General features: G+C 64.3%; 22 protein-coding genes and 1 tRNA gene. 15 read left to right on the top strand and 8 right to left on the bottom strand.

The features are described 5' to 3' along the window. The coding region (locus VIM61_00905) for an LLM class flavin-dependent oxidoreductase (GenBank protein HEY8898961.1) at positions 1–950 on the bottom strand (950 nt) is incomplete at its 3' end. Positions 951–1,010: 60 nt separating this feature from the next. Here VIM61_00905 and VIM61_00910 point away from each other — a divergent pair. The 4 genes from VIM61_00910 (at position 1,011) to VIM61_00925 (ending at position 4,707) form a co-directional block, all read left to right on the top strand. Beyond that, positions 1,011–2,159: a glycerate kinase gene (locus VIM61_00910; GenBank protein HEY8898962.1), complete on the top strand. Its 1,149-nt coding sequence runs from the start codon at positions 1,011–1,013 to the stop codon at positions 2,157–2,159. Beyond that, positions 2,156–3,091, top strand: a complete 936-nt coding sequence (gene fabD, locus VIM61_00915) for an ACP S-malonyltransferase (GenBank protein HEY8898963.1) — start codon at positions 2,156–2,158, stop codon at positions 3,089–3,091. Before VIM61_00910 ends, fabD begins: the two co-directional genes overlap by 4 nt. 72 nt (positions 3,092–3,163) lie before the next feature. Beyond that, complete coding sequence (gene nadA / locus VIM61_00920) at positions 3,164–4,096, top strand: quinolinate synthase NadA (GenBank protein ID HEY8898964.1); 933 nt, start codon at positions 3,164–3,166, stop codon at positions 4,094–4,096. Positions 4,097–4,122: 26 nt separating this feature from the next. Next, complete coding sequence (locus VIM61_00925) at positions 4,123–4,707, top strand: hypothetical protein (GenBank protein ID HEY8898965.1); 585 nt, start codon at positions 4,123–4,125, stop codon at positions 4,705–4,707. A gap of 115 nt (positions 4,708–4,822) precedes the next feature. On the opposite strand, the gene VIM61_00930 is transcribed toward VIM61_00925, so the two are convergent. The 3 genes from VIM61_00930 to VIM61_00940 all read right to left on the bottom strand — a co-directional run bounded on the left by VIM61_00930 (position 4,823) and on the right by VIM61_00940 (position 8,359). Next, positions 4,823–5,548 carry a UDP-galactose-lipid carrier transferase gene (locus VIM61_00930; GenBank protein HEY8898966.1) on the bottom strand — a complete coding sequence of 242 codons (726 nt, stop codon included), beginning with the start codon at positions 5,546–5,548 and terminating at the stop codon, positions 4,823–4,825. 85 nt (positions 5,549–5,633) lie between these two features. Next, positions 5,634–6,227 carry a thioredoxin family protein gene (locus tag VIM61_00935; protein HEY8898967.1) on the bottom strand — a complete coding sequence of 198 codons (594 nt, stop codon included), beginning with the start codon at positions 6,225–6,227 and terminating at the stop codon, positions 5,634–5,636. A gap of 20 nt (positions 6,228–6,247) precedes the next feature. After that, positions 6,248–8,359, bottom strand: a complete 2,112-nt coding sequence (locus VIM61_00940) for a thioredoxin family protein (protein ID HEY8898968.1) — start codon at positions 8,357–8,359, stop codon at positions 6,248–6,250. 58 nt (positions 8,360–8,417) lie between these two features. On the opposite strand from VIM61_00940, the gene VIM61_00945 reads away from it, so the two are divergent. The 3 genes from VIM61_00945 to VIM61_00955 all read left to right on the top strand — a co-directional run bounded on the left by VIM61_00945 (position 8,418) and on the right by VIM61_00955 (position 10,555). Then, positions 8,418–9,350 carry a mechanosensitive ion channel family protein gene (locus tag VIM61_00945; GenBank protein HEY8898969.1) on the top strand — a complete coding sequence of 311 codons (933 nt, stop codon included), beginning with the start codon at positions 8,418–8,420 and terminating at the stop codon, positions 9,348–9,350. Positions 9,351–9,359: 9 nt separating this feature from the next. Then, positions 9,360–10,397, top strand: coding sequence for an aldose epimerase family protein (locus tag VIM61_00950; protein HEY8898970.1), 1,038 nt, complete (start codon positions 9,360–9,362; stop codon positions 10,395–10,397). Between the two features lie 70 nt (positions 10,398–10,467). Beyond that, positions 10,468–10,555, top strand: a tRNA-Ser gene (locus tag VIM61_00955). A 342-nt stretch (positions 10,556–10,897) separates the two neighbouring features. On the opposite strand, the gene araH is transcribed toward VIM61_00955, so the two are convergent. The 3 genes from araH to VIM61_00970 are packed head-to-tail and all read right to left on the bottom strand — an operon-like array spanning position 10,898 to position 14,411. Further along, the gene (gene araH / locus VIM61_00960) at positions 10,898–11,854 is read right to left on the bottom strand and encodes an L-arabinose ABC transporter permease AraH (protein ID HEY8898971.1); all 957 of its coding nucleotides are present in this window, start codon (positions 11,852–11,854) and stop codon (positions 10,898–10,900) included. 17 nt (positions 11,855–11,871) lie between these two features. Continuing rightward, positions 11,872–13,380 carry an L-arabinose ABC transporter ATP-binding protein AraG gene (gene araG / locus VIM61_00965; GenBank protein ID HEY8898972.1) on the bottom strand — a complete coding sequence of 503 codons (1,509 nt, stop codon included), beginning with the start codon at positions 13,378–13,380 and terminating at the stop codon, positions 11,872–11,874. An 11-nt stretch (positions 13,381–13,391) separates the two neighbouring features. After that, positions 13,392–14,411 carry an arabinose ABC transporter substrate-binding protein gene (locus VIM61_00970; GenBank protein HEY8898973.1) on the bottom strand — a complete coding sequence of 340 codons (1,020 nt, stop codon included), beginning with the start codon at positions 14,409–14,411 and terminating at the stop codon, positions 13,392–13,394. A gap of 222 nt (positions 14,412–14,633) precedes the next feature. On the opposite strand from VIM61_00970, the gene VIM61_00975 reads away from it, so the two are divergent. The 8 genes from VIM61_00975 to VIM61_01010 all read left to right on the top strand — a co-directional run bounded on the left by VIM61_00975 (position 14,634) and on the right by VIM61_01010 (position 23,651). Further along, a complete protein-coding gene (locus tag VIM61_00975) occupies positions 14,634–16,157 on the top strand; it encodes a cytochrome ubiquinol oxidase subunit I (protein HEY8898974.1) in 1,524 nt (507 codons plus the stop codon). 35 nt (positions 16,158–16,192) lie between these two features. After that, a complete protein-coding gene (cydB, locus tag VIM61_00980; protein HEY8898975.1) occupies positions 16,193–17,209 on the top strand; it encodes a cytochrome d ubiquinol oxidase subunit II in 1,017 nt (338 codons plus the stop codon). 214 nt (positions 17,210–17,423) lie between these two features. After that, entirely contained in the window at positions 17,424–18,416 is a 993-nt protein-coding gene (locus VIM61_00985) for an ABC transporter substrate-binding protein (protein HEY8898976.1), read from the top strand. A 70-nt stretch (positions 18,417–18,486) separates the two neighbouring features. Continuing rightward, positions 18,487–19,536, top strand: a complete 1,050-nt coding sequence (locus tag VIM61_00990; GenBank protein ID HEY8898977.1) for an ABC transporter permease subunit — start codon at positions 18,487–18,489, stop codon at positions 19,534–19,536. A 6-nt stretch (positions 19,537–19,542) separates the two neighbouring features. After that, on the top strand, positions 19,543–20,448 hold the full coding sequence (locus VIM61_00995) for an ABC transporter ATP-binding protein (GenBank protein ID HEY8898978.1): 906 nt from the start codon (positions 19,543–19,545) through the stop codon (positions 20,446–20,448). A gap of 79 nt (positions 20,449–20,527) precedes the next feature. After that, the gene (glnT, locus tag VIM61_01000; GenBank protein ID HEY8898979.1) at positions 20,528–21,889 is read left to right on the top strand and encodes a type III glutamate--ammonia ligase; all 1,362 of its coding nucleotides are present in this window, start codon (positions 20,528–20,530) and stop codon (positions 21,887–21,889) included. 61 nt (positions 21,890–21,950) lie between these two features. Then, positions 21,951–22,661 carry a LuxR C-terminal-related transcriptional regulator gene (locus VIM61_01005; protein ID HEY8898980.1) on the top strand — a complete coding sequence of 237 codons (711 nt, stop codon included), beginning with the start codon at positions 21,951–21,953 and terminating at the stop codon, positions 22,659–22,661. Between the two features lie 252 nt (positions 22,662–22,913). Beyond that, entirely contained in the window at positions 22,914–23,651 is a 738-nt protein-coding gene (locus VIM61_01010; protein HEY8898981.1) for a LuxR C-terminal-related transcriptional regulator, read from the top strand. Positions 23,652–23,737: 86 nt separating this feature from the next. On the opposite strand, the gene VIM61_01015 is transcribed toward VIM61_01010, so the two are convergent. Continuing rightward, positions 23,738–24,910, bottom strand: coding sequence for a M20/M25/M40 family metallo-hydrolase (locus VIM61_01015; protein ID HEY8898982.1), 1,173 nt, complete (start codon positions 24,908–24,910; stop codon positions 23,738–23,740). Between the last annotated feature and the right edge of the window lie 56 nt (positions 24,911–24,966).

The raw sequence follows: 24,966 nt of genomic DNA on the forward strand, positions 1-24,966 counted from the left end.
AGCAACGCCCCGGCCGGTCCGCGACCAGCCTCGAACTGCGCCCGCGTCGTCGGCGGCCAGCCCCGCTCTCGACCGATCTCGCTGAACGTCTGGGCCCAGCCGGGAAAGAAATCCTCCGCCGCCTCGTCGTCCGAGGCCGCCACGTAACCGAGCGCATGCACGCCGACCTTCAAAGACTCCGCCGGATGCCCGGCCCGCCGGCCGGCTTCCCGATACATGTCGATGAGCGGGCGAAACCGGTGCGGTTGGCCGCCAATGATCGCGACCATCAGCGGCAGGCCGAGCGCACCCGCGCGGATGAACGATTGCGGCGTGCCGCCGACGCCGATCCAGATCGGCAGCGGATTCTGGATCGGTCGCGGATGCACCTCCTGCCCGCTCAGCGCCGGCCGGTGGCGCCCGCTCCAATGCACCTTGCGGTCCTTCCGAATGCGGAGCAGGAGGTCGAGTTTCTCGGTGAAGAGCGAGTCGTAGTCCTCGAAGGAAAGCCCGAAGAGCGGATAGGCCTCCGTGAACGACCCTCTCCCGACGATGATCTCCGCCCGCCCGCCTGAGAGAAGGTCGAGCGTCGCAAAATCCTGAAACACCCGCACCGGATCGTCCGCGCTGAGCACCGTCACCGCGCTCGTCAGCCGGATTCTTTCGGTGCGTGCGGCCGCCGCCGCGAGCAGCACCGCCGGCGCCGAGTCGGCGAAGCCTTCGCGGTGATGCTCACCGATCCCGAAGACATCCACACCCGTCCGATCGGCCAGAGCGACTTCCTCGAGCAGGTTTGCGAGCCGCTTCGCAGGATCGAGGCGGACGCCGGTGACGGGGTCGGGAGCCGTGGCGACAAAACTATCGAGACCGATTTGCACGTCCGCAGCATGCCGGCGTTCCGGCCGGCAGGCCACGCCGAATTGTCCGTTCGAGATTTTCCGCGTCGTCCGGTAATTCGGGATCGCCTTCACCGCGAAATCGTTCCACGTTCTCCACCGAACCGGCCTCCGGTTTCCTCTTCCCCCAGGAGCATGGCCCACCACCCGCGCAACAATCTCCGGATCCTCGTCGCGCCCGATAAGTTCAAGGGCTCGCTCACCGTGATGGAGGCGGTGGACGCCATTTGCGAGGGCTTCGATCGCGCCCTGCCCGACGTGCGCCTTCACAAGCTCCCGCTCGCCGACGGCGGCGAGGGCACGGCCGAACTCTTCGTGCGCTCGTTCGGCGGCCAGATGGTCGAATGCGAGACCACCGACCCCCTCGGCCGTCCGATCACCGCGACTTACGGATGGACGCCCAGCATGCACCAAGCCGTCATCGAAATGAGCGCCGCGAGCGGCCTGTGGCGCCTGCGCGAGGAGGAGTATGATCCCCTGCAGGCCACGACCTTCGGCACCGGCACGCTCATGATCGATGCCGCCCGGCGCGGTGCGAAACGCATCATCGTCGGACTTGGCGGCAGCGCGACGAACGACGCCGGCGCGGGCGCCGCCTTCGCACTCGGCGCGCGTTTCCTCGACGAACGCGGCTCTCCCCTCACCCCCTCGCCTCGCAATTTCCACGAAATCGCGCGGGTGGAGCACCCCTCCCGCGTCTTCGTTTCAGAGATCGTCGTCATCTCCGACGTGCGGATTCCGCTGCTCGGCGACCACGGCGCCAGCCATGGCTACGGCCCGCAAAAAGGCGCCTCGCCCGAGACCGTCGATCTGCTCGAGCGCGCTCTTCGGCATCTCGCCGATGTCGTGCAGCGCGATTTGTTCTGCGATTTTCGCTCCACGCCGGGCAGCGGCGCGGGCGGTGGACTCGGCTTCGGCCTCCAGTCGTTTCTCGGCGCCAAAATCCGCTCCGGCTTCGACACGTTTGCCGAGCTGATGGAACTCGACCGCCTCATCGGCGAAGTCGACCTCGTCATCACCGGCGAAGGCCTGCTCGATCCCCAGACGCTCGATGGCAAGGGCCCGGGCGGCATTGCCCATCTCGCCCAGCGGGCGCGCAAACCCGTGATCGCCTTCGCCGGCGCCATTCGCAGCGACCGGCGCCTCGAGGACTTCTTCGACGCCACGTTCGCCCTCGCAGACGGCCCCATGGCCGCCGCCGACTCCATTCGCGATGCGAAGGTTTTACTGGTGCGCGCGGCCGAAAGGGTCGCTAGGCTCATCGCCCTCTCTCGAAACTTATGAGTCAAAAAATCGCTCTCCTCTTCGCCGGCCAGGGTGCTCAAACCGTGGGCATGGGCAAGGACCTCGTCGCCGCCTCCCCCTCCGCCGCAGATCTTTTCTCCCGCGCGGACGCCCAGCTCGGCTACGCGCTCAGCGAGATCGTTTTCGAGGGTCCCGCCGAGGAACTCACCCGCACCGCCATCTGCCAGCCCGCCCTCTACGTTCACGGCCTCGCCTGCCTCGTCGCCCTGCGCGAACGCCTGCCCGACTTCACGTTCCACGCTGCCGCCGGGCTTTCGCTCGGGGAATTCACTGCCCACGCCGCCGCCGGCACGTTCGATTTCGAGGTCGGTCTCGACCTCGTTGCGAAGCGCTCCCGCGCCATGCAGGACGCCTGCGACGAGACCCACGGCGGCATGGCTGCCGTCATCGGAGCGGACGAAAGCGCCATCCGCAACCTCGCCGCGGCCGCCGACGTCGACGTCGCGAATCTCAACTGCCCGGGACAGATCGTCATCTCCGGCGAGGCCCCGAAGGTCGCCCTCGCCGTCTCGCTCGCGAAGGACTACGGCGCCCGCAAGGCCGTGGAGCTCACCGTCGCCGGCGCGTTCCACTCCCGCCTCATGGAGTCCGCCTACCAGCGCCTGAAGACCGCGCTCGAAGAGACCGCCATCACCACGCCTGGCGTTCCCGTCGTCTGCAACGTCGACGCCGTGTCCGTCTCCGAGCCCGACGAAATCCGCCGCACCCTCGCAGACCAGGTCACCGGCAGCGTCCGCTGGACCGAGAGCATCGAGTATCTCCTCGACCACGAGAAATGCGACCTCCTCATCGAGCTCGGCCCCGGCGGCGTGCTCGCGGGATTGGTCAGCCGCATTCGCAAGGGCACGCCCGTGCTCTCGATCTCGAACCTCGCCACCCTCGAGGAAGCCGTCGCGAAACTCACGGCCTGATTCCCCGCGCGGGAACGGGAATTGCGGCGCACTTCCGCATTCCGCAATCCCGATTTCGCATTACATTTCCCCATGGTCTCGACCGATCTCGTTGAAGAAATTCTCGCCCTCAAAAAGGAGCGCAACGCCGTCATCCTCGCGCACAATTACCAGGATCGCGAGATCCAGGAACTCGCGGATTACGTCGGCGACAGCCTCGGCCTCAGCTACCACGCCGCCGAGACGAACGCCGACGTCATCGCCTTCTGCGGCGTCCACTTCATGGGCGAGACCGCGAAGATCGTGAATCCCACGAAGACCGTCGTCATCCCCGACATGGATGCCGGCTGCTCGCTGTCGGACTCCTGCCCGCCCGAGCAGCTCCAGGCCTTCCTCGAGGAAAACGCCGAGAAGAACTACTACGTCATCGCCTACATCAACTGCTCCGCCGGCGTGAAGGCCCTCAGCGACGTCATCGTCACCAGCGGCAACGCCATGAAGATCGTCGAAGCCGCGCCGAAGGACCGGAACATCCTCTTCGTGCCCGACCAGAATCTCGGCAGCTGGGTGATGGAAAAGACCGGCCGCAAGATGGACCTCTGGCGGGGCAACTGCTACGTCCACGTCGAGTTCACCCGCAACAGCGTCGCGAAGATCCGCGAGCAATACCCGGCCGCGCAGGTCGTCGCCCATCCCGAGTGCACCTACGCCGTGCGCATGCTCGCCGACGAAGTCTGCTCCACGGAGAAGATGATCAGCTACTGCCGCGACACGGCTTGCGACGCATTCATCATCGTCACCGAGAGCGGCATGCTCCATCGCCTCCGCCGCGAGATTCCCGGCAAGACCTTCATCCCCGGTCCGACGGACGCCTGCGCCTGCGCCGACTGCCGCTACATGAAGATGAACACGCTGGAGAAGCTCCACGACTGCCTGCTCAACCTCACGCCCGAGATCATCATCCCCGAGGATCTCCGCGCTCGCGCCGAGCTCCCCATCCGGCGCATGCTCGAGCTCAGCCGCTGATCCCTCGCCGCCCTCCGGCCCGCCCCATGAAATTTCTCCTCGCCCTCGCGATCGCCGCATTCGCCCTCCCGCTGCGCGCCGCGGACACCCCCGCGCAAATCCTCGCCGGCTGGACCCCCGCCGAGATCCTCCGGCTCATGCCCAGCGACACGCCGCCGAACCAGCGCCTCGCCGGCCTCGCCTTCGTCGCCGGCTACGAAGTCATCGGCCAATCCGTCTCCATCCCCGCCGAAAAATCCGCCGCCCTGCTCGCCGCGCTCACCGATCCCGCCGCCTTCACCGCCGAGAAAAACGAGGAGCACATGCGCCCCGGCGTCGCCATCCGTTTCCGCCCGACCGGCCCGACCGACAAGACCGCGATTCTCTACCTCCTCGTCTGCTTCTCCTGCGACAAGGTCGCCCTCATCCCGCCCGGCGCCGGCGCCATCACCGCCACCTACCAGATCGCCCAGCCCACCCGCGACGCCCTGCTCGGCCTCTCCAAGGAACTCCTCCCGCAGGACGAAGCCATCCAGGCCCTCCCGAAGATCCGCAGCAAGAGCGCCATCCCTCCGCCCGCAGCCCCCATTCCCGCCGACGCCCCCCGCGCCGGCCAGTCCTCCGAGAACTAGGCCGCCTTCCGCTTTCACCTTTTGACAAGCGTTCCTTGACCCCCGGAAGCGTCCAAACCGGTAGGGGCAAAATCTTCCACCCCGACGGTTTAAAACATCCGCCGCAGGCGAGAATCTATCCCAACGCCGTTTCCACCGCGTCCAGCACTGTTTTCACCACGCGGACGCGGGCGTGCCATTTGTAGTTCGCGGCAATGACGGTCCAGGGGGCGATGTCGGTCGAGGTCTTCTCGAACATGTCCTCGGCGGCGGTGATGTGTTCGTCCCACTTCTTGCGGTTGCGCCAGTCTTCGTCGCTGATTTTCCAGTGCTTGTAGGGGTCCGCCTCGCGGCGGCGGAAGCGGAGGAGTTGCTCGTCTTTCGAGATCTGGAGGAAGAGCTTCACGATGATCGCGCCGTCGTCGTGGAGCTGGCGCTCGAATTCGTTAATCTCGCGGTAGGCCCGCTTCCACTCGACTTCGGTGGCAAAGCTCTCGACGCGCTCGACGAGCACGCGGCCATACCAGGACCGATCGAAGACGGCCATTTCTCCGTAGGGCGGAAGCTTGTTCCAGAAGCGCCACATGTAGTGGTGGCAATATTCCTCGGGCGTGGGCTTGATGATCGAGTAGACGCGGTGCAGGCGCGGGTCGAGCCGCTCGACGAGGCGCTTGATGGCGCCGCCCTTGCCGCTGGCGTCGGGGCCTTCCATGACGACGACGAGCGAGCGCTTCGACTCGCGGAGGACGAGCTGCTGGTTGAGGAGCTTGAGCTGATATTTCTTCAGCTTGTCCTTGTAATCGGCCTCGGCGAGCGAGGTGTTTTGGTCGAGCTCGGCGAGATTGACGCGGTCTTTTGGCATGGCGGAGAGGATCGCCAGTGTGCGCGAGAACCCGAGGCAGGCACAAGCCCGGGTTCCAACGCGCAATCTTCCCGCCAGCCGCGGCTCAGTATTTCACCGAGCAGCCGTAGGACTTCGTCTCGGCGGTGGTGACGGGTTTGCCGGCCTTGAGGTCCGCGAGCGCGGCGACGACGTAGTTCTTCGCGCCTTCGAGGGTGGCAGGATCGGGATTCGGCTGGTCGTCGATCGCGCCCTTGTAAACGAGAGTGCCCTCGCCGTTGATCACGAACATGTCCGGCGTGGTGCGGGCCTCGTAGAGATGGCCGACGGCGCCGTCCGGATCGAGGAGCAGCGCGGTGGAATTGATCTCCTTCTTCTTCGCGGCGGCGGCCTCGGGCGTGAGGTAGCCCTGCTTGCCGGGGGCGGAGGAGACGATCGAGAGCCAGACGACGCCGTCGTCGGTGGCCTGCTTCTGCGTCTTCTGCATGCTGCCGGAGCCGTAGTGCTTCTTCACGAAGGGGCAACCCTCGTTGAACCATTCGAGGACGACGGTCTTGCCCTTGAAGTCGGCGAGCGAGACGGATTTGCCGTCGCTGTCCTTGAGCGTGAAGTTCGGGGCGGGCTGGCCGATCTCGGGGGCGGCGCGAAGCGCTGCGGTGACGGCGAGAAGGGCGACGGTGGCGAGGATGGGGATTTTCATGATGGGATGACGTTGAGGGTTCATTTCGCGCGGCTGAGGGCATCGAGCACGAGCGACTCGGTGAGCAGCTCGGGCAGCGTGATGGGCGCGTCGGATTTTCCGGCGGGATACAGCACGTAGAAGGGAACCCCGACGCGATCGAAACGTTGCAGGGCAGCGGTGATTTCCGGGTTCGCATTCGTCCAGTCGGCCTTGATCGGCACGATGCCGAGCTCGGCGATCTTCCGGCGCACGGCGGGCACATCGATCGCGGTGCGCTCGTTGAATTTGCAGCTCAGGCACCAGTCGGCGGTGAAGTCGATGAACACCGGCTTTCCCTCGGCGAGGAGCTTGTCGACGGCGGCCTTCGAGTAGGGCTGCCACGGAATGCCGTCGCCGTTTTTCTCGATCGCGGCTCCCGCGGCCGGCGCGAGTTTTTCGTTCGCGAAATACTGGCCGAGGAACAGCCAGCCCGCGCCGCCCACCAACGCCAGCGCCACCAACAGCCCCATCGCGCGGGCGCGGCCCCGGATATGCGGGGCGGAAACGAGCCCGTAGATCCAGAGCGCAAGCCCGAGCACGAGCAGGAAAGCCGCGGCCCAGATGATCGCGCGCGGCCCGCGCTGGCCGCCGATGATGTAGAGCAGCCAGAGCAGGGCGGCGAGCAGCGGGAAGCCCATGAATTGCTTCAGCCGCTCCATCCACGCGCCGGGCTTCGGCAGGAACCGCACCCAGCCGGGCTGCAGCGAGAGCGCGAGATACGGGAGTGCCATGCCGGTCGCGATGCTGGCGAAAAGCAGCAGCGTGATCGGCGCGGGCTGCGTGAAGGCGAAGCCGAGCGACGAGCCGAGGAACGGGCCCGTGCAGGGCGTGGCCAGCAGCGTCGCGAAGACGCCCTGGAAGAACGAACCGCCGTAGCCCTCGCGGCCACTGGCTTCACTCAATGCGCTGGTCGCGCGGCCAGGCAATGTGAGCTCGAAGACGCCGAAGAGATTCAGCGCAAAGGCAAAGACGAGCGTGGCGATGCCGAGATTGAACCACGGATTCTGGAACTGAAACGCCCACGTCGCCTGCGCGCCCGTGGCCTTGATCCCGACAATCACGAGGCCCAGCGCGAGAAACCACGCGAAGATGCCGGCCGCGAAGGCGAAGCCGTGCAGCGCGATGCTCCGGTGACTGCTCCCCGCCTGCCGCACGAAGCCGAAGATCTTGAGCGAGATCACCGGCAGCACGCACGGCATGAGGTTGAGAATGATGCCGCCGAGGAATCCGGAGAAGAGCGCCGCGAGCAGAGCGGAGAGGGACGATTTTGGATTTCGGATTTCGGATTCTGGATTTTCCGAAGCGGCGGGTGCGCTCGGCGCAGAGGCGGTCACCCACCAGCCGCGTTCACCGGTGGAGTTCTTCACCGCGATCACTCCGCGCAGGTCGCCCTTCGTGTCGATGCGGAGAATGTAGCCTTCCCCGGCTTTCTCGATCTTGGCGTGCCCGACTTCCTGGTCCTTCCCGGGCAGCGGGAAGAAGTCGACGCCGGTCGTTCCCTCCGGGACGGGGAAACTTCCGGTCAGCGTGCCGCCGGATCGCGTCCACAAAATCTCGAACGGCGGCGCTTCCGGCGACGGCAGGCGTTTTGCGGCCTGTGCGAACGCCTCGACATTGGCGGGCTCTGCCTGCGTCGCCACGGGCAGATCGAGCGAAAGCGCGGCTTTACCGGGGATGCAGATCTCGGCGCACACGAGCCACGAGGCGTTCGCCCGGAGCGTGACGCTCGCGCCGGGCCCGAGATTCGCCGGCGGCTGGATCGTCTGGAGAAGCAGGATCTCGCCGCCGTAGGCATAGACCTGAATGTCGCCGGGCTCGAGGATGGCCTCGGGCAGCGGCCACTCGATGGGCCCCGCGCCAAAGCCCGGCGGCAGATCCCATTTGATCTGCGTCGGGATGCCCGCGTCGCCCGCATATTCCCAATACGTGTGCCACTCCGGCGCCATCTTCAGGCGCAGGCCGACGCGGAACGGCTTCCCGGGGACGATCGCGGTCGTGTCCGCGATCAGCGCCGGCTCGACGAGCGTGCGGCCCTGGTAAACCTGCGCGTGGGCCGCGCCCAGGGCCGTCACAAACAAAAACAGGCCAGCCAGCGCGGCGCGAAAATTCATCCGCGGACGGTAGCACCCTCCCCTTGCGCCCGCAACGGGACCCCGCCAGACTTCCGCCATGGCCGACCCCGCCGTCGCAAAAACCGCCGCATCCCCGCTGCCGCCGCTCTCGCCGGAGTGGTGGACGAAACACACGAACGACGCTGTCGACTGGTTCGTCACCGACGGCCTGCGCATCGTGCTCGTCCTCGTGCTGCTCTTCGTGGGATTGAAGGTCGGCCGGGCCTTCGTGCGCCGCTCCGTCTCCATCGCCGTGCGACCGCGCGGGAAGGATCCCCTGCTCGACCTCATGCTCTCGAAGCGCCAGACGACGCTCGCCAACCTTTTCGAAGCCGTGCTCACGATCGCTCTGATCATCGTGGCCGCGCTGATGATCTTCCAGGCGCTCGGTTTCGCGGTGGGGCCATTGCTCGCGAGTGCGGGCATCGCCGGCGTGGCGATCGGCCTCGGGGCGCAAAGCCTTGTGAAGGACATCCTGAGTGGCGTGTTTGTCATCTTGGAACAGCAGTTTTCGGTAGGTGACGTAGTCAAAATCGGAGCGAACTCCGGAGCGGTCGAGGAGTTGAACCTCCGCACCGTCGTCCTGAGAGATGGAGATGGCAGCGTGCACATTATTCCCAACGGACAGATCGATCGCGTGACCGTGCTCACCCGCGACTGGTCCCGCCTCGTTCTCGATCTCGATGTCGGCTACGGCGCGGACATCGACGCCGTCACCGCCCTGCTCAAGCGGCTGCTCGACGACTACGCCGCCGCAAATCCCGATACGGTGCTCGAGCCGCCGGAGGTCCTCGGCGTGCAGAATCTCGCCGAAAGTTCCGTGCAGATCCGCGCCTGGATGAAGGTCCTTCCCGGCAAGCAATGGCCCGCGGGCCGGGAATTGCGCGCGCAGATCAAAAAAGCTTTCGACGAGGCCGGAATCGAGATTCCCTTCCCGCAGCGCACCCTCTGGCTGCGCCCGGACCCCGCCGCCGCCACTCCCACCGTTTAGCTCTTTTTCATGCCCTCCCTCACCTCTCGCCCCTACGGCCACACCCAATCCGGCACGCCAGTCCACCTCTACAGCCTCAGGAACGCCGCCGGCATGGTCGTGGAACTCACCGACTACGGCGCAACCATCATCTCCATCCTCGCGCCGGACCGCGACCAGACTCTCGCCGACATCGCCCTCGGTTACGACACCATCGGGGAGTGGGAAAAAGGCACCTGCTACTTCGGCGCCACGATCGGCCGCTTCGGCAACCGCATCGCGAAGGGGAGGTTCACGCTCGACGGGAAGGAGTATTACGTGCCCCTCAACAACGGCGAAAACTCCCTACACGGCGGCCACGGCTTCGATCGCAAGGTCTGGGACGCGAAGCCTCTGGACAATGGCCTGCGGTTCACCCTCGTCAGTCCCGACGGCGACCAGGGCTATCCCGGCACGCTTGCGGTCGAAGTCACCTACACGCTCGAGGACACGAATTCCCTGCGCATCGACTACCGCGCGACCACCGACGCCCCGACCATCGTGAATCTCACGAATCACACCTACTTCAATCTCGCCGGCGCCGGCCGGGGCACCATCCTCGACCACGAGATGCTCATCCGCGCCGGACGCTTCACGGTGACCGATGCCGGTCTCGCCGCGACGGGCGATCTCCCGGAAGTCGCCGGCACGCCGATGGATTTCCGCACCGCCACGCGCATCGGCGATCGCATTGACGCGCCGTTCCAGCCGCTTCTCGACGCCGGAGGCTACGACCACAACTACGTTCTCGATGGCGAAGGCCTCCGCTCCGTCGCCGAGGTCTACGAACCCGGCAGCGGCCGCGTGCTCGAAGTGCTCACCACCGAGCCCGGCATGCAATTCTACTCCGGCAATTTCCTGCGGGACGAGCCCGGCAAAGGCGGGAGCGTCTATCCCTGGCGCGGCGGCTTCTGCCTCGAGACGCAGCATTTCCCGGACAGCCCGAACCATCCGCATTTTCCGTCCACCACGCTGCGGCCCGGGGAGACGTTTGCGTCCACCACGATCTACCGGTTCGGCGCGCGCTGAAAACCAACGCCCGGGCGCCGATTCCTGTTTGACCCGCCCGGGCAATCCGGCTTTATTGGCAGCCCGCCTGGGTGAGGTGGCTGAGTGGTCGAAAGCAGCGCTTTGCTAAAGCGCCGTAGTCCAAAAGGCTACCGGGGGTTCGAATCCCCCCCTCACCGGCGGTTTTCCCAAGATGATCTTCGGGACATCGCGGAAATGCGAATTCCGCATCCGGCTGCCCGATTTCACCCGCCTGAGTGGAGCGGGTGACGAGGGAGAAGACGGCGGCAAATCGAACGCCGCGAAAAATCCCGGCAATCCCGATTTCCACGCAGGCTCCTGGCGGCAGTTGGCAATATCGATCGCGCTCCGATCCTTCCGGCGCCAAAGGTCGCTCCACCGGCTTCCCGCCCGATAAGGAGCGAGACCAAAACCAGAAGGATCTCATGAAGGAACGCCCGTCATTTACCGCCTTCGGGGGCGTCGGGAAGCGCTTTTGACGCAAAACGGGCGCGTCGGAATCAGCGCCGCCGTTTCAATCGATCAAACAGCACGGCAGCGAGAAGGATGCTGCCACTGGCCACATATTGATAGAATGGCGGCACGTTCAGCAGGTTCATCGCATTCTGCACCGTGCCCATGATGAGCACGCCGACAATCATCCCGGTGATCGTGCCGACTCCGCCGGTGAGCGAGACTCCGCCCAGCACGCACGCGGAGATGACCTGCAACTCGAGGCCCTGCGCCGTCGCCGGCTGGCCGCTCGTCATCCGTGAGGCCAGGATCACTCCCGCAAAGCCCGCCATCAGCCCCTGCAGGGTGAAAATGATGATCTTCGTGCGAGTGACGTCGATGCCGGCCAGGCGCGCTGCCTCCGCGTTGCCGCCGATGGCCAGCGTGTTCCGGCCGAAGATCGTCCTGTTGAGCAGAATTCCGAACACCACGAAGCAGGCGACCATGATCAGCACGGGCGTGGGAATGCTCAGAAAGCTGGAAATCCCAAGCGTGAAGAACGAACTCTCGCCGACTCCCACGGCCTTGCCATCGCTGACGATGTAGGAGAAGCCGCGCACGATCTGCATCGTGGCGAGCGTCGTGATCAGCGCATTGATCCCGATCCCGGCAACGACGGTGCCATTCACCAGTCCGACGAGTCCGCCTGCGGCAATTCCGGCGGCGATTCCCAGAAAGACGTTGTGGGTGACATTGATGACGACCGCCGCAAGCACGCCGGACAGGGCCACGACGGACCCCACCGAGAGGTCGAAGTCCCCGGCCGCGAGGCAGAAGAGCATCGTGCACGAGATGATGCCCACCGTGGCCACCGAAAGCGCCAGCCCCCGCATATTGATCACGCTCAGAAAGTTCGGAACGAAGAGGGAAACGCCGACGAACAGCACGAGAAACACGGCGAGCATGCCCATGTTTTCACAAAGTTTTCCCAGATGTTGACGGATGGTAAGCGGCGAGGAATTCACAAGGATTCGAAAAAGGTTCAGGCGTTCGGCGGCGGAGTGGAAACGGGAAGCGCCAGGGAGAGAATCTTTTCGGCCGTCGCGTCCTCGCGGGACACCTCCGCGACGACGACGCCCTGCCGCATGACGAGGATGCGATCGCAAATGCCCATGACCTCGGGCAGTTCGCTGGAAACGACGATCACGCCGACGCCCCGTTTTGCGAGATCGTAGATGATCGAATAGATCTCGCTCTTCGCGCCGACGTCGATGCCGCGCGTCGGCTCGTCGAGCATGATGACCTTTACCTCCTCGCTCAGCCAGCGCGCCAAAATGACCTTCTGCTGATTGCCGCCGGAGAGGTGGACGATGGGCTGCTCGAGCGATGGCGTCCTGACACCGAGCGCCCGCACGTGCCGGCCCGCATTCTCGCGCTCCCATTTTTCGTTGATGAAACCCGCGCGCGCATGGTGCCGGCGGGCGCTGAGATTGAGATTTTCCATCACGGACCGAATCGGCACGATGCCCTCCTTCTTTCGATCCTCGGGGCACAGCACAATTCCCGCGCCGATCGCATCCTGCGGCCGCCGAATCGTCACCGCGCGCCCGTCGACCGCCACGCGGCCCGACTTCGTGCGCTCGGCGCCATAAATGAGCTTGAGCAGTTCGCTGCGGCCCGCACCGACGAGGCCGAAGAAGCCCACGATCTCGCCCTTCGCAACGGAAAAGCTCGCCGGCTCGCGCAGCCCCGGCCCGAGCATTTGCGTCACCTCGAGCGCCGCCGTTCCCCGGGCGCGCGGCTCGTAGTGAAAGATGTCGTCGATGGCGCGACCGACCATCCGGCTGATCAGTGTCCCAGGTTCGACCCGGTCCAGTGTCGCAAAGGTCTCCACGTGGCGCCCGTCGCGCAACACCGTCGCCGCGTCGCAGATCGCGAAGATTTCCTCCATGCGGTGCGAGACATAGAGGATCACCCGCCCCTGCTTTCGGAGATCGGCGATGACGCGAAACAGGCGCTCCGACTCGCGCGCGGTCAGGCTGCTCGTGGGTTCGTCGAAGGCAATGATCTTCGCATCTCTCGAAAGCGCCTTCGCGATTTCCACCATCTGCCGTTGCGCGATGGAAAGCGACCCGACCTTCACCCGGGGATCGATCTCCTCCCCGAGGATCTCGAGCTGCCGGCGGGCAGCCTCGAGGAGAGAGCGGCGATCGACCCAGCCTGCACGGGCGGGCAGATGGCCCAGGAAAAGATTCTCCGCGACGCTGAGCTCCGGGGCGAGATGGAGCTCCTGATAAATCACCGCCACACCCGCCCGGATCGCATCCGCCGTCGAGGCAAATGCGCAGTCCACGCCGCCGATCACGAGCGTGCCATCGGTCGGCCGATGCGCGCCGCTCAGCGTCTTCAGCAACGTGCTTTTTCCCGCACCGTTCTCCCCCATCAGGGCATGGACGCTTCCCTCCGCGACGCCGAACGTCACGCCATCCAGCGCCCGCACGCCGGGAAAATGCTTTCTGATGCCCTTGAACTGGAGATAGCCGGCCGTCACGGGTCGCGACGCTACTGGAGCATTCCCTGTTTCCGGAGTTCGTCCTGCCAGTTATCGCGCGTGATGAGCGTCGCCGACTTGATGTAGGTCTCCTTTGGCGGCTCGACCCCATCCTTCACCCAGCGATAGACGAGCATCGCCGTCTCCTTGCCGTGGCGATTCGGGCTAAGCAGCAACGACCCGTAAAACCCGGTCTGCGCCGGTTTTTGAAACTCGCTCTGGCAATCGGTGCCGTTGATGCCGATGCCGATCACGTCGGCAGGGCTGAATCCGCGTCCCTCCGTGGCCCGCACGCCGCCGAGCACCGCATTGTCGTTCATGCCGACGATCAGCCAGTGTTTCACCTCGGGATGCTGCGTGAGGCAGACGTTCACGGCGTCGAAACTCCCGGGCAGATCGGTCGTCTTGTTCGGCGCCTGGAAGATCCTGTCCTTCGGGAAGCCGCCGGCGATCAGCGCCGCCGTCGCGCCGTCGGTGCGTTGCTTCGCGGTGTCCAACTCGTCGAAGCTCGAGACACATGCCGCAGTCTCCTCGGGCTTCCAGCCCCGCTTTTTCATCTCAGCCAGTTCGAGCGTTCCGGCCTGGTGGCCGATGTCCCACGGCGACATGCCGAGGTGCGGCACGTCGGCCATGATCTTTCCATCCGGGCCGACGAACTGATCGTCCACGGTCATGAACTTCATCCCGGCCATTTGCGCCTTCGCCGCCAGCGCCGGCCCAAGCCGAACGTCCGGCGTGCAGATCACGAAGCCCTTCGCGCCAAGCGCTGCGAGATTGTCGATCGCGGCCAGCGCCTTCTCGCCATCCGGCGTCGCGATCTTGATCAGCTCAAACCCGTTTTCGTCCGCCGCCTTCTGCGCAAACGCCCATTCCGTCTGGAACCATGGCTCCTCGGGCTGTTTCACGAGGAAGCCGATCCTGATCTTCTCGGAGCCCCCGGGCGCATTCGACGCTCCAGCCGGCTGTTTGTCGCATCCAGTCGTGACCAGCAAAAGGACGGCCGCAGCGCCGCCAAGGAGGAGATTTTTCATGGGAAGAACCCCCAAGGCTTGGAGGTTTCTCCTCCCTCTGTCAAATCCCGCGATCGCGCCCACAACCGGCTTTCGCAGGATCGACCGCTCGCGGATATCAACGAGCCCATTTCAGCGACCCATTGGTTCTCAACGTCCCGCACGTGGCGAGAAATGGCCGCCGGCGCAAGGTATTAGAAAATCTTATAGCGGATTTCATCAACCCGTGCTTAACTGCCGTCCGTGACGACTGAAATCCTCGCTCGGGCGCAGTTCGCATTCACGGTGATGTTTCATTACATCTACCCGCCGCTTTCGATCGGACTTGGCGTGGCCCTCGTGATCATGGAGGGCCTGTGGCTGAAGACCGGAAACATCCTCTTTCACAACATGGCGCGCTTCTGGACGAAGGTCTTCGCGCTCACCTTCGCGATCGGCGTGGCGACCGGCATCGTGATGGAGTTCGAGTTCGGAACGAACTGGGCCACGTATTCGCGCTTCGTCGGCGACATCTTCGGCAGCGCGCTGGCGGCGGAGGGCATCTTCGCCTTCTTCCTCGAATCCGGCTTCCTCGCCGTCCTGCTCTTCGGCTGGAACAAGGTCGGCCCGAAGCTGCACTTCTTCTCGACCTGCATGGTCTGCCTCGGCGCGCACTTCAGCGCAGTCTGGATCGTCGTGGCGAATTCCTGGATGCAGACGCCGGCCGGCTACCATCTCGAGCGGATGGTTGACGGACAACCCGTGCGCCTGCCACCCGACCACGCCGTGGTCCCGGCGGATCTCGGCAGCGTGCGCGCCGTGGTGGACGACTTCTGGGCGATGGTGTTCAACCCTTCGTCGGTCGACCGCCTCACCCATGTCGTGCTCGGCGCATGGATGGCCGGCGCATTCCTCGTCGTCAGCATCAGTGCGTATTTTCTACTCCGCGGCCGGCACACGGTCTTCGCCAAAGCATCCCTGAAGGTCGGTCTCGCCTTTGCGACCGTGGCCACCCTGCTGCAGATGGTCAGCGGCGACCTCACGGCGGGAGGCGTCGCGAGGAACCAGCCCGTGAAATTCGCCGCACTCGAGGGACTCTACGAAACGCAGCCCTTCGCGCCCCTCAGCCTCGTCGGCTGGGTGAATCCGAAGACCGAGACGACGCATGCCCTGGAGATTCCCGGCTTGTTGAGCCTTCTCACCTATCACGATCCCGCCAAGCCCGTCGTCGGCCTGAAGGACCTCCCCTCGGACGCCTTCCTGCTCCGCCATCATCCGGAGGCCACCCCGCAGGAGCTGCCGGCCATCCGCCGCAACTACTGGCCGATCGTTCCGGCGGTCTTTCAATTCTACCATCTCATGGTCGCCGTCGGCTGCGCGCTCTTCGCCTTGGTCGCTGTGGCGATGTTCTTCTGGTGGCGCGGCTGGCTTTTCCGCACCGACTGGCTGCCGACCCGTCTGCTGCTATGGGGCTGCGTGCTCTCGGTCCTCGGCCCGCAGATCGCAAATCAGGCCGGCTGGTTCACCGCGGAAATGGGCCGGCAGCCTTGGATTGTTTACGAATTGCTGAAGACCTCCCAGGCGCTCTCGAAGGCGGTCACCGCGGAGCAAATCGTCATATCGCTCCTCATGTTCGCCGCAGTCTATATCCTGCTCTTTATCCTCTTCGTCTATCTGCTCACCCGCAAGATCCAGCACGGCCCCGACGAAGAAGAGGGCGGCCATCACGAATTGACGGACAGCTGGAAGGCCGTGCTGCGCACCGACGATCAGGAGGCACGGACCTGAGCCCGCCACCGCAAAACTGAACCCACCCCTGCCTCATGGATCTCAACCTCATCTGGTTCATTCTCGTGGGCGTCCTGCTCACCGGTTACGCGGTGCTCGACGGCTTCGATCTCGGCGTCGGCACCCTGCAACTCTTCGCGAGGAAAGACGAGCATCGCCGCCTGTTTCTCAACGCCATCGGCCCCGTGTGGGACGGCAACGAGGTGTGGCTCGTCACCGGCGGCGGCGCACTCTTCGCGGCCTTTCCCGAGGCTTATGCAACGGTGTTTTCCGGCTTCTACCTGCCCTTCATGGCGCTGCTGTGCGCACTCATCTTTCGCGCCGTGGCCATCGAGTTCCGCAGCAAGGAGCCGTGGCCCTGGTGGCGGCAGATGTGGGACATTCTCTTCGCCCTCGGCAGCACGCTCTCGGCGTTTCTCATCGGCGTCGCGATGGGGAACATCGTCCGCGGCATCCCCCTGGATGCCGACCACGAGTTCACCGGCACCCTGCTCGGCCTGCTCAACCCCTACGCGCTCCTCATGGGCGTGACTGTCGTGCTCCTCTTCGCCATGCACGGCGCGATCTATCTCGTCATGAAGACCGAGGGCGAACTCCACGCGCTCGTGCGCGGCTGGGTGCCCACGCTCATCGGCCTCTTCCTCGCCGCCTACATCCTCTTCAATTTCTACACCCTCATCGCCCTGCCGCACGTTTATCACACCGTGCAGGCTCGCCCGTGGATCCTCATCATCATGGCAGCCGCCGTGCTCGTCATCCTGAACATTCCTCGCGAGTTCAGCCGCGGACGGGACTTCAACGCCTTCCTGTCCTCCTGCATCGGCATGGCGCTCATGATGGCGGCCTTCGGCGGCACCTATTTTCCAAACATGGTGCTGTCCAATCCCCTGCCGGAAAACAGCCTCACGATCACGAACGCCGCCTCATCGCCCAAGACCCTCGGCATCATGCTCGTGATCGCCTGCATCGGCATCCCCATCGTGCTCACCTACACGGTCTGCATCTATTACATCTTCCGCGGGAAGACGAAGCTCACCCCCCAGAGCTACTGAGCGAGCAAACATCGGCATCGGCAACCCCGGGGTGCGAAATCACCCCGGTTCGCAAAGGTCGCCGTAATCGGCCTCGCGACCCGCCCGGATCGCGTGATCCGCGATTTTCCGTTTCAGGAAATGTCCTCACCTCTCCGGTGGTGGCATGGCGTGTGCTGCAACGCGTATTACGAACTTTAAAAGTCGTAATACTACCACCTCATTGAATCACCCGATGAAAAAGACACCGCGCCTTCAAAATTCCTTCCGCCGTCTCGCCCTTGCTGCCGCGCTTGCCGTGGGAATCACCGCCGCCAACGCCGAACCGCTCAAGATCGGCTACAGCGACTGGCCGGGCTGGGTCGCCTGGGAAATCGCCATCCAGAAAGGCTGGTTCAAGGAAGCCGGCCTCGATGTCGACTTCGAATGGTTCGAATACGTTCCGTCGATGGAAGCCTTCGCCGCCGGCAAACTCGACGCCGTTAGCATGACCAATGGCGACGCTCTCGTGACCGGCGCCACCGGCGCCCCGAGCAAGGCCATCATCATCAACGACTACTCGAACGGCAACGACATGATCGTTGCGAAGCCCGGCATCGAGAGCGTGAAGGACCTCAAGGGCAAGAAGATCGGCGTCGAGGTCGGCTTCGTCGATCACCTCCTCCTGCTCAAGGCGCTCGAGGCCAACGGGATGACCGAGTCCGACGTCGAGCTCGTGAACGTCCCCACTGGCGAAACGCCGAAGGCTTTCGCCTCGGGCGACGTCGATGCGATCGGCGCCTGGCAGCCCAGCTCCGGTCAGGCCTTGAAGGCCGTTCCCGGCTCGAAGGCGATCTATACCAGCAAGGACGTCCCCGGTCTGATCTACGACGTGCTCGCCGTCAGTCCGTCCAGCCTCTCCGCCCATCCCGACGAATGGAAGAAGGTCGCCGAGGTCTGGTATAAGGTCGTGAAGTATTTCTACGATCCCGCCACCCGCGAAGACGCGATCAAGATCATGTCGGCCCGCGTGAATCTGAAGCCGGAAGAATACAAGGCCTTTGTGAACGGCACGAAGATCCTCACCCTTCCCGAGGCGCAGGCCGCTCTCAAGGTCGGCAAGGGTCTCGACTCGGTCTACGGATCGAACATCGTCGTCGACGAGTTCAATGTCGCGAACAAGGTCTACGAGAAGCCGCAGCCGACCGCGGATTACATCGATCCCACGATCACCAGCTCGCTGAAATAACTCCTCTTTCGCGGACGCCGGCTCCTCCAGCCGGCGTCCTCACCCTCTTTCTCAAAATCCCGCAAGGCCGATGACCGAATCCAGAAAACGAGCCCCCCGGCGACCGTGGCTGAAGCCCTATGGCGAACTGCCCGCCTCCGGACAGGCCGCATTTCTCTGGGCCTCATTCCTTCTTCCGCTCATCGCCTGGGCGATCGTGAGCTACGTGCCCTTCGTCTGGCATCCGCTCGTCGAGATCAAGGAACCCGGCGGGGTCTCCTATTTCCATCCCGGCACCCTGATCGACCGGAAAATCTTCAAGGCGGAGAACGCAAAGATGCGCGACGCCGGTCTGCCCATCGCCACCGGCCGACCAGCCAATCCCGTTTTCCTCCCGGCCCCCCACGAGGTCGCCATCTCGTTCTACAAGAGCTTCACCACACCCCCGCGCCGCAAGGGCGAAAAATGGCTGCACGAGAGCCTCTGGCAGAGCATTCAGGTCATCTTCTGGGGCTTCACGGTCAGCTCGCTCATCGGCGTGCCGCTCGGCATTCTTTGCGGCGTTTACGCGCCGATCTCGCGGATCACGGAGCCCTTCGTGGACTTCACCCGCTACATGCCCGCGCCAGCCTTCGGCGCACTCGCCGTGGCGGTGCTCGGCATTTACGATCCTCCCAAGGTCGCCATCATCTTTCTGGGCACCTTCTTCCAGCAGGTGCTCGTCATCGCGAATACCACGCGCAAGCTCGACACCTCGCTCATCGAGGCCGCCCAGACGCTCGGCGCCAACCGCCTCCACCTGCTCTTCCGCATCATCGTCCCCGGCATCGCCGTCGACCTCTACAACGACATGCGCATCCTGCTCGGCTGGGCCTGGACCTACCTCATCGTCGCCGAATACATCGGCGCCAGCTCCGGCATCACGTATTTCATCAACCAGCAGGCGAAATACCGCATCTACGACAACGTCTTCGCCGCCATCATCATGATCGGCATCATCGGTTTCACCACCGACCGCGTTCTTGCCGTCCTCGGCTCGAAACTCTTCCCGTGGAAGCGCCGCCGCGGCGCCGCGGTCGCCCGGAAAACCTGGTGGAAGAAACGCGCACCGAAACCCGCCGCCGAACCCGCGACCGCCTGATCTGTCATGTCCGCGCACCTTCTCGACCTGCCCGATTACCGTGAACAATCCCCGGAAGTCGCCGCCCGTTTCGCGCGCATCCGCGAACGCCCCGTCATCCTGCAGGTGCAGGATCTCGAGAAAGCCTTCGGCACCGGCGACGAACGGCATGTCGTTTTCAACAACGTCTCGCTGAACATCCACCGGCGCGAATTCATCACCGTCATCGGCCCGTCCGGCTGCGGCAAATCGACGCTGGCCCGCATTGTGGCCGGCCTCGACGAGTCCACCGGCGGCAACATCCTGCTCGATGGCCATCCCGTTTCCGGCCCCGGTCCGGACCGCGGCATGGTCTTCCAAGGTTACACGCTCTTCCCCTGGCTCACGGTCAAACGCAACGTCATGTTCGGCCTTGAAATGCGAGGCAAAACCAAGGCAACCGCCGAAAGCGAGGCCCGCTCCTGGATCGATATGGTTGGCCTCGCGAAGTTCGAAAACTCCTATCCCCACGAACTCTCCGGCGGCATGAAGCAGCGCGTCGCCATCGCCCGCGCTCTCGCCAACGAGCCTCGAATCCTCCTCATGGACGAACCATTCGGCGCACTTGATGCCATGACGCGCTGCAAGATGCAGAATTATTTACTGCAAATCTGGAAAAAGGTCGATGTCACCATTCTCTTCATCACCCACGATTTGGACGAAGCGATCTATCTCTCCGATCGCATCCTCGTGCTCGGGACAAATCCCGGTGGCGTGCGCGAAGTCATCGAAAATGCCGTCCCCCGTCCCCGCAGCGTCCACCAACTCCTCTCCCCGGAATTTCTGGCTCTCAAGGGGCGTCTCGACACGCTGATCCACGGCACCCCCTCGGAAACCGAAGAGGACAAGCTGCCCATGGGCCGCATGACCCTCGCCGGCGACGACGTCGAATAGCTCTCACCTCCTTCCCCGAGACCTCAAAAATTTTGCCCACACCAGTATTACTCCCTCAGCATTTCGTAATAACGTAATCATGAAATCCGACTCCGAAATCGAAGCCCTTCAGGCCGATCTCGCCGCCAAAGGCGTGAAATATTGCATCGGCGCCTACGTGGATATTCACGGCGTGCCGAAGGGCAAGGTCGTCCCACTCTCCCACTTTTCGCATTTCGCCCATGGCAGCGAACTCTATACCGGCTACGCCCTCGACGGACTCGGCCAGAGCCCGAACGACGACGAAATCAATTCCGTGCCGGACCTCGACCGCGGCTTTCCGCTTCCCTGGAATCCCGAGGTCGCGTGGTTTCCCGCCGACAACGAATTCCACGGCCAGCCCTACGAGATCAACGCCCGGGTTGCCCTCCAGAAACAGCTCGCCGAGGCCGCGAAAATGGGATTCGGCTTCAATCTCGGCATCGAATGCGAGGTCTACGTCGTCAAACAGACCGCCGACGGCCGCCTGGAGATTCCCAACGCCGACGACGACCTCGTGAAGTCCTGCTACGACGTGAAGCGATTCCTCGATCGTTACCCGTGGCTCGACAAGGTCGCGACCGCGATCGACACCCTCGGCTGGGACCTCTATTCGCTCGACCACGAGGACGGCAACTCGCAGTTCGAATTCGACTTCAAATACGCGGACGCGCTCACGATGTGCGACCGTTACACGTTCTTCCGGTTCATGGCGAAGCACTACGCCGCCGAGGAAGGCCTCCTCGCGACGTTCATGCCGAAACCCTTCGCGGACAAAACCGGAACCGGCGCGCATTTCAACATGTCGCTTTTCGATCCCCACACCGGCGCGAATCTCTTCGCGCGCGACCCGGCGGAGGATCCGCGCGGCCTTGGGCTCACCGAACTCGGCTACCAGTTCATCGCCGGTATCCTGCGCCACGGCCCCGCCCTCTGCGCGACCTTCGCGCCGACCGTGAACAGCTACAAGCGCCTCGTCCGCCGCGGCCTCATGGCCTATTACTCGTGGGCGCCCGTCTTCAACAGCTATGGCCGGAACAACCGCACGAATTCCGTCCGCGTGCCCATGGGCGGTGGCCGGGTGGAATCCCGCAACGCCGACGGCGCCTGCAATCCCTACCTCGCTGCCACTCTTGCTCTCGCCGCCGGATTGGAAGGCATCCGCGAAGGACTCGATCCCGGCGCGAGCAACGAGGAGAACCTCTACGAATTCACCCCCGCCCAGCTCGCCGAGCGCGGCATTCGGGAACTCCCGCAGACCCTCAAGGAAGCGGTGGACGCGTTTGCCGCGGATCCCTTTGTCGAAGAGATTCTCGGCGCCGATCTGCGCCAGGAGTTCATCACCTACAAAAGCGAGGAATGGCGGCAATACCATCAATCCATCAGCCAGTGGGAAATCAACCAGTATGCCCGGCTTTTTTGATCCCCCGTCTAATCAGGGAACGCAAGTTGCTGTCACCGGAACCAACCCCAGTCCCAGCTCCGTGAAACCGTCCGATCGTCCCGTCGAAGTCCTTGCCGAAACCATCTCCCGCCTGCGCACGCTCGGCGTGAAAAGCCGCACGCTTTACTCCGAGATGCTACGGGAAATTCTCATCGCCAATCCCGCGAGCTTTGCGGTCTGGTGCGCGTGGGAACCCAACGCCTTCGACGGTCGCGACGCGGACTTCCGCAACGCAGTCGGGCACGACGCCTCCGGCCGCTTCGTTCCCTACTGGCACCGCGCCAACGGCGAACTCGCCTGCGAGCCCCTCACCGGCTACGAACCGCACGCGCCCGGCGACTGGTATTCCACGACCCGCCGCTACGGCCAGCCGTGCGCGATTTCCCAGCCCTTCCTCTATCCGGTCTCCGGAAAACCACGTTGGATCACCGGAGAAATCACCCCGCTCTTCGAGCAGGGCCGGTTCGTCGGAGTCGTCGGGATCGATCTGGCCGCACAGCCCGCACGACGCCCCGACCCCACCGTGCCGGCGCTTCGCGCCCTTGGTCGATCGGCGGCCGCGGAGAAATTGCGCCTTCTCACGTCCCGCGAACGCGAGGTCCACTACTGGCTCTGCCAGGGAAAAACAAACGATGAGATCGCCGTCATTCTCGGCATCAGCAGCCACACCGTGAAAAATCATCTCAGCCTCATTTTTCAAAAACTCGGCGTGGAAAGTCGCTACGCCGTGATTGCTGAAGAGCGCACCTGAGGCCTCCGCAATTCCTACTGACTCGCAAATGCTTCACCCAAATGGGTGAGGATTTTCGACTGATCACCCCGGGATTGCTCCGCCATCTTTCCGCCTCACACTCATAGGGACAAAACAAGGAAATATTTTACCAACAAATTATCTGCCCGTGGCAGATAGTCAGCAACCGGGTTTCATCGAAGCTTAAAAAAATACAGAAAAAAGGTCGCCAATCACCCAAGGGAAACGTATCCTATGATAACCCATCGCACCATGCCACTCTTCGTCGAACGCCTCGCCCAAACCATCACTGCGCTGCATTCCGTGGGAATCGTCAGCCGCGATCTCCATACCGAGATCCTTCGCCACGCCTTGGAAAGCCACCCCGAAGTTTTCAGTGTCTGGAGCGTCTGGGAGCCCAATGAATTCGATGGCCGCGACGACGAATTCCGCAACACGGAAGCGCACGATGCCACCGGTCGCTTCATTCCTTCCTGGCACCGCAAGGATGGCCGCCTCGAGCTCAGCCCCGTGCACGGCTACGAGACGCAGGGCCGCGGCGACTGGTATTGGATTCCCAAGAAGACCGGCGAGGTCTGCGGAATGGATCCCTACGCGGTCCTGATCGCCGGCTCCGTCTGCGTGATCACGAGCGAACTCGCACCCATTCTCGCCGCGGGCAAGACCCTGGGCGTTGTCGGTGTCGACACCCTCGTTCCCCAGCCTCCCGCCGGTTCCGACTCTCGTTCGCCGCGCCTCATCCCCCGCTCCTACCCGAGCGTCCGGGTGCTCAGTGCGACCGAGCAGAGTGCCGGCCTCCTGCGCCTGACCAAGCGTGAGCGCGAGGTGCACTATTGGCTTTGCCAGGGCAAGTCGAACGAAGACATCGCCCAGATCCTCGTGGTGAGCCCGCACACCGTGAAGAATCACATCGATCACATCTTCCAGAAACTCGGCGTGGAAAACCGCTACGCCGCGGCGCTGCTTCATCCGAGCCGTTCGGCCGGTTAAGCGATTCCGGAAGCGAATCTTTCCAGCCCGCCCGCGAGCGATCGCCGGCGGGCTTCTTTTTTTGCCGCGAGCGGCATCCGGCAGGGTTAGTCCCCCTTTTTCGCGAGCAATCGGGCGATGGCCTGCGCGTTCATCACCGCCTTCGGCACGAAGGAATCGACATCCACCCACTCCGGCACCTTGCGGCCGTCGGCACTGCGTTCCGAGCAATGCGAATGCTCGCCCCGAGGCCCCAGTCCATCGATCGTCGGAAAGCGGTGCCAGAGCACGTTTCCATCGCTCAGCCCCCCCCGCTCCTGCCGCTGCACGGTCAGTCCCATCTCCCGGCCAGCCGCCTGCCATTCGCGAATCAGCCGTTCCGTCTCCGGGTTTGCCGGCCACGGCGGGCATTCATCGACGGGCGTCACCGTCACCTGACACGCGTGGCCGTCCTGGCTGCTCACGCTTCCCTCGCCGCCGAGCGCGAGGATGGCCTCCCGCGTCCGCGCGAACGCCTCCGGATCGAAGGCCCGCATTTCCAGCGTCGCGGTCGCCTCATGCGGCACCCGGTTGTTCACGGTGCCGCCGGCAATCGTCCCGACGTTCACCGTCACCCCGGCGGCGTAATCCGTGAGGCCCGCCAGTTGCCGGACCGTCTCCGCGAGCTGCACGATGGCATTCGCGCCGTGGGCATGACCGCCGCCGGCGTGCGCTCCCCGGCCCTCCACGCGCACCGTGAAAGTCGCCCGGCCTTTTCGCGCTGCCACGACCGCCCAATTGTCATCCGCGCCGCCATCGGCTTCGAAAATCAGGCACGCGCGGAGGTCCGCCGGAAGCTGCTGTGCGCAGGCCGCCCCGAAATCTTCGGAATCGAGCTCCTCGCAGGCATTCAGCGCCACCACCCAGTTCGCCGCGACGAAGAGTGCCGGCTCCGCGGCGCGCATTGCCGCGAGCATCAGCCAGATGAGCGCCGTGCCGCCCTTGATGTCGTTCGTGCCGGGTCCGTAGATCCGCCGTCCCTCCCGCCACCATCGGAAATCGTTGCGCCGCTCCTCCTCTTCGGGGAAGACCGTGTCGAGGTGCGAGACGAGCGCCAGCGTCGGCCGGTCGTCCCGCCGGGGCGTCGCCAGAAAAAAATGGTCGCCCCGCTGCGTTCCCGCGGGAGCCTTCGCCGGCACGGTGACGGCCGAGAATCCCAAGGGCGCGAAAGTCTCGGCGATCAAGCGCCCGACAGCGTTCACGCCCGCTGCATTCGCAGTGAAACTGTTGATTTCCACCATGCCCCGCAGGAATTTCAGCGCCGCGGGTAACCGTTCCTCACACGCCGCCGAAAAAG

It is taken from the genome of Chthoniobacterales bacterium, from assembly GCA_036569045.1.
GTDB lineage: Bacteria > Verrucomicrobiota > Verrucomicrobiia > Chthoniobacterales > JAATET01 > JAATET01.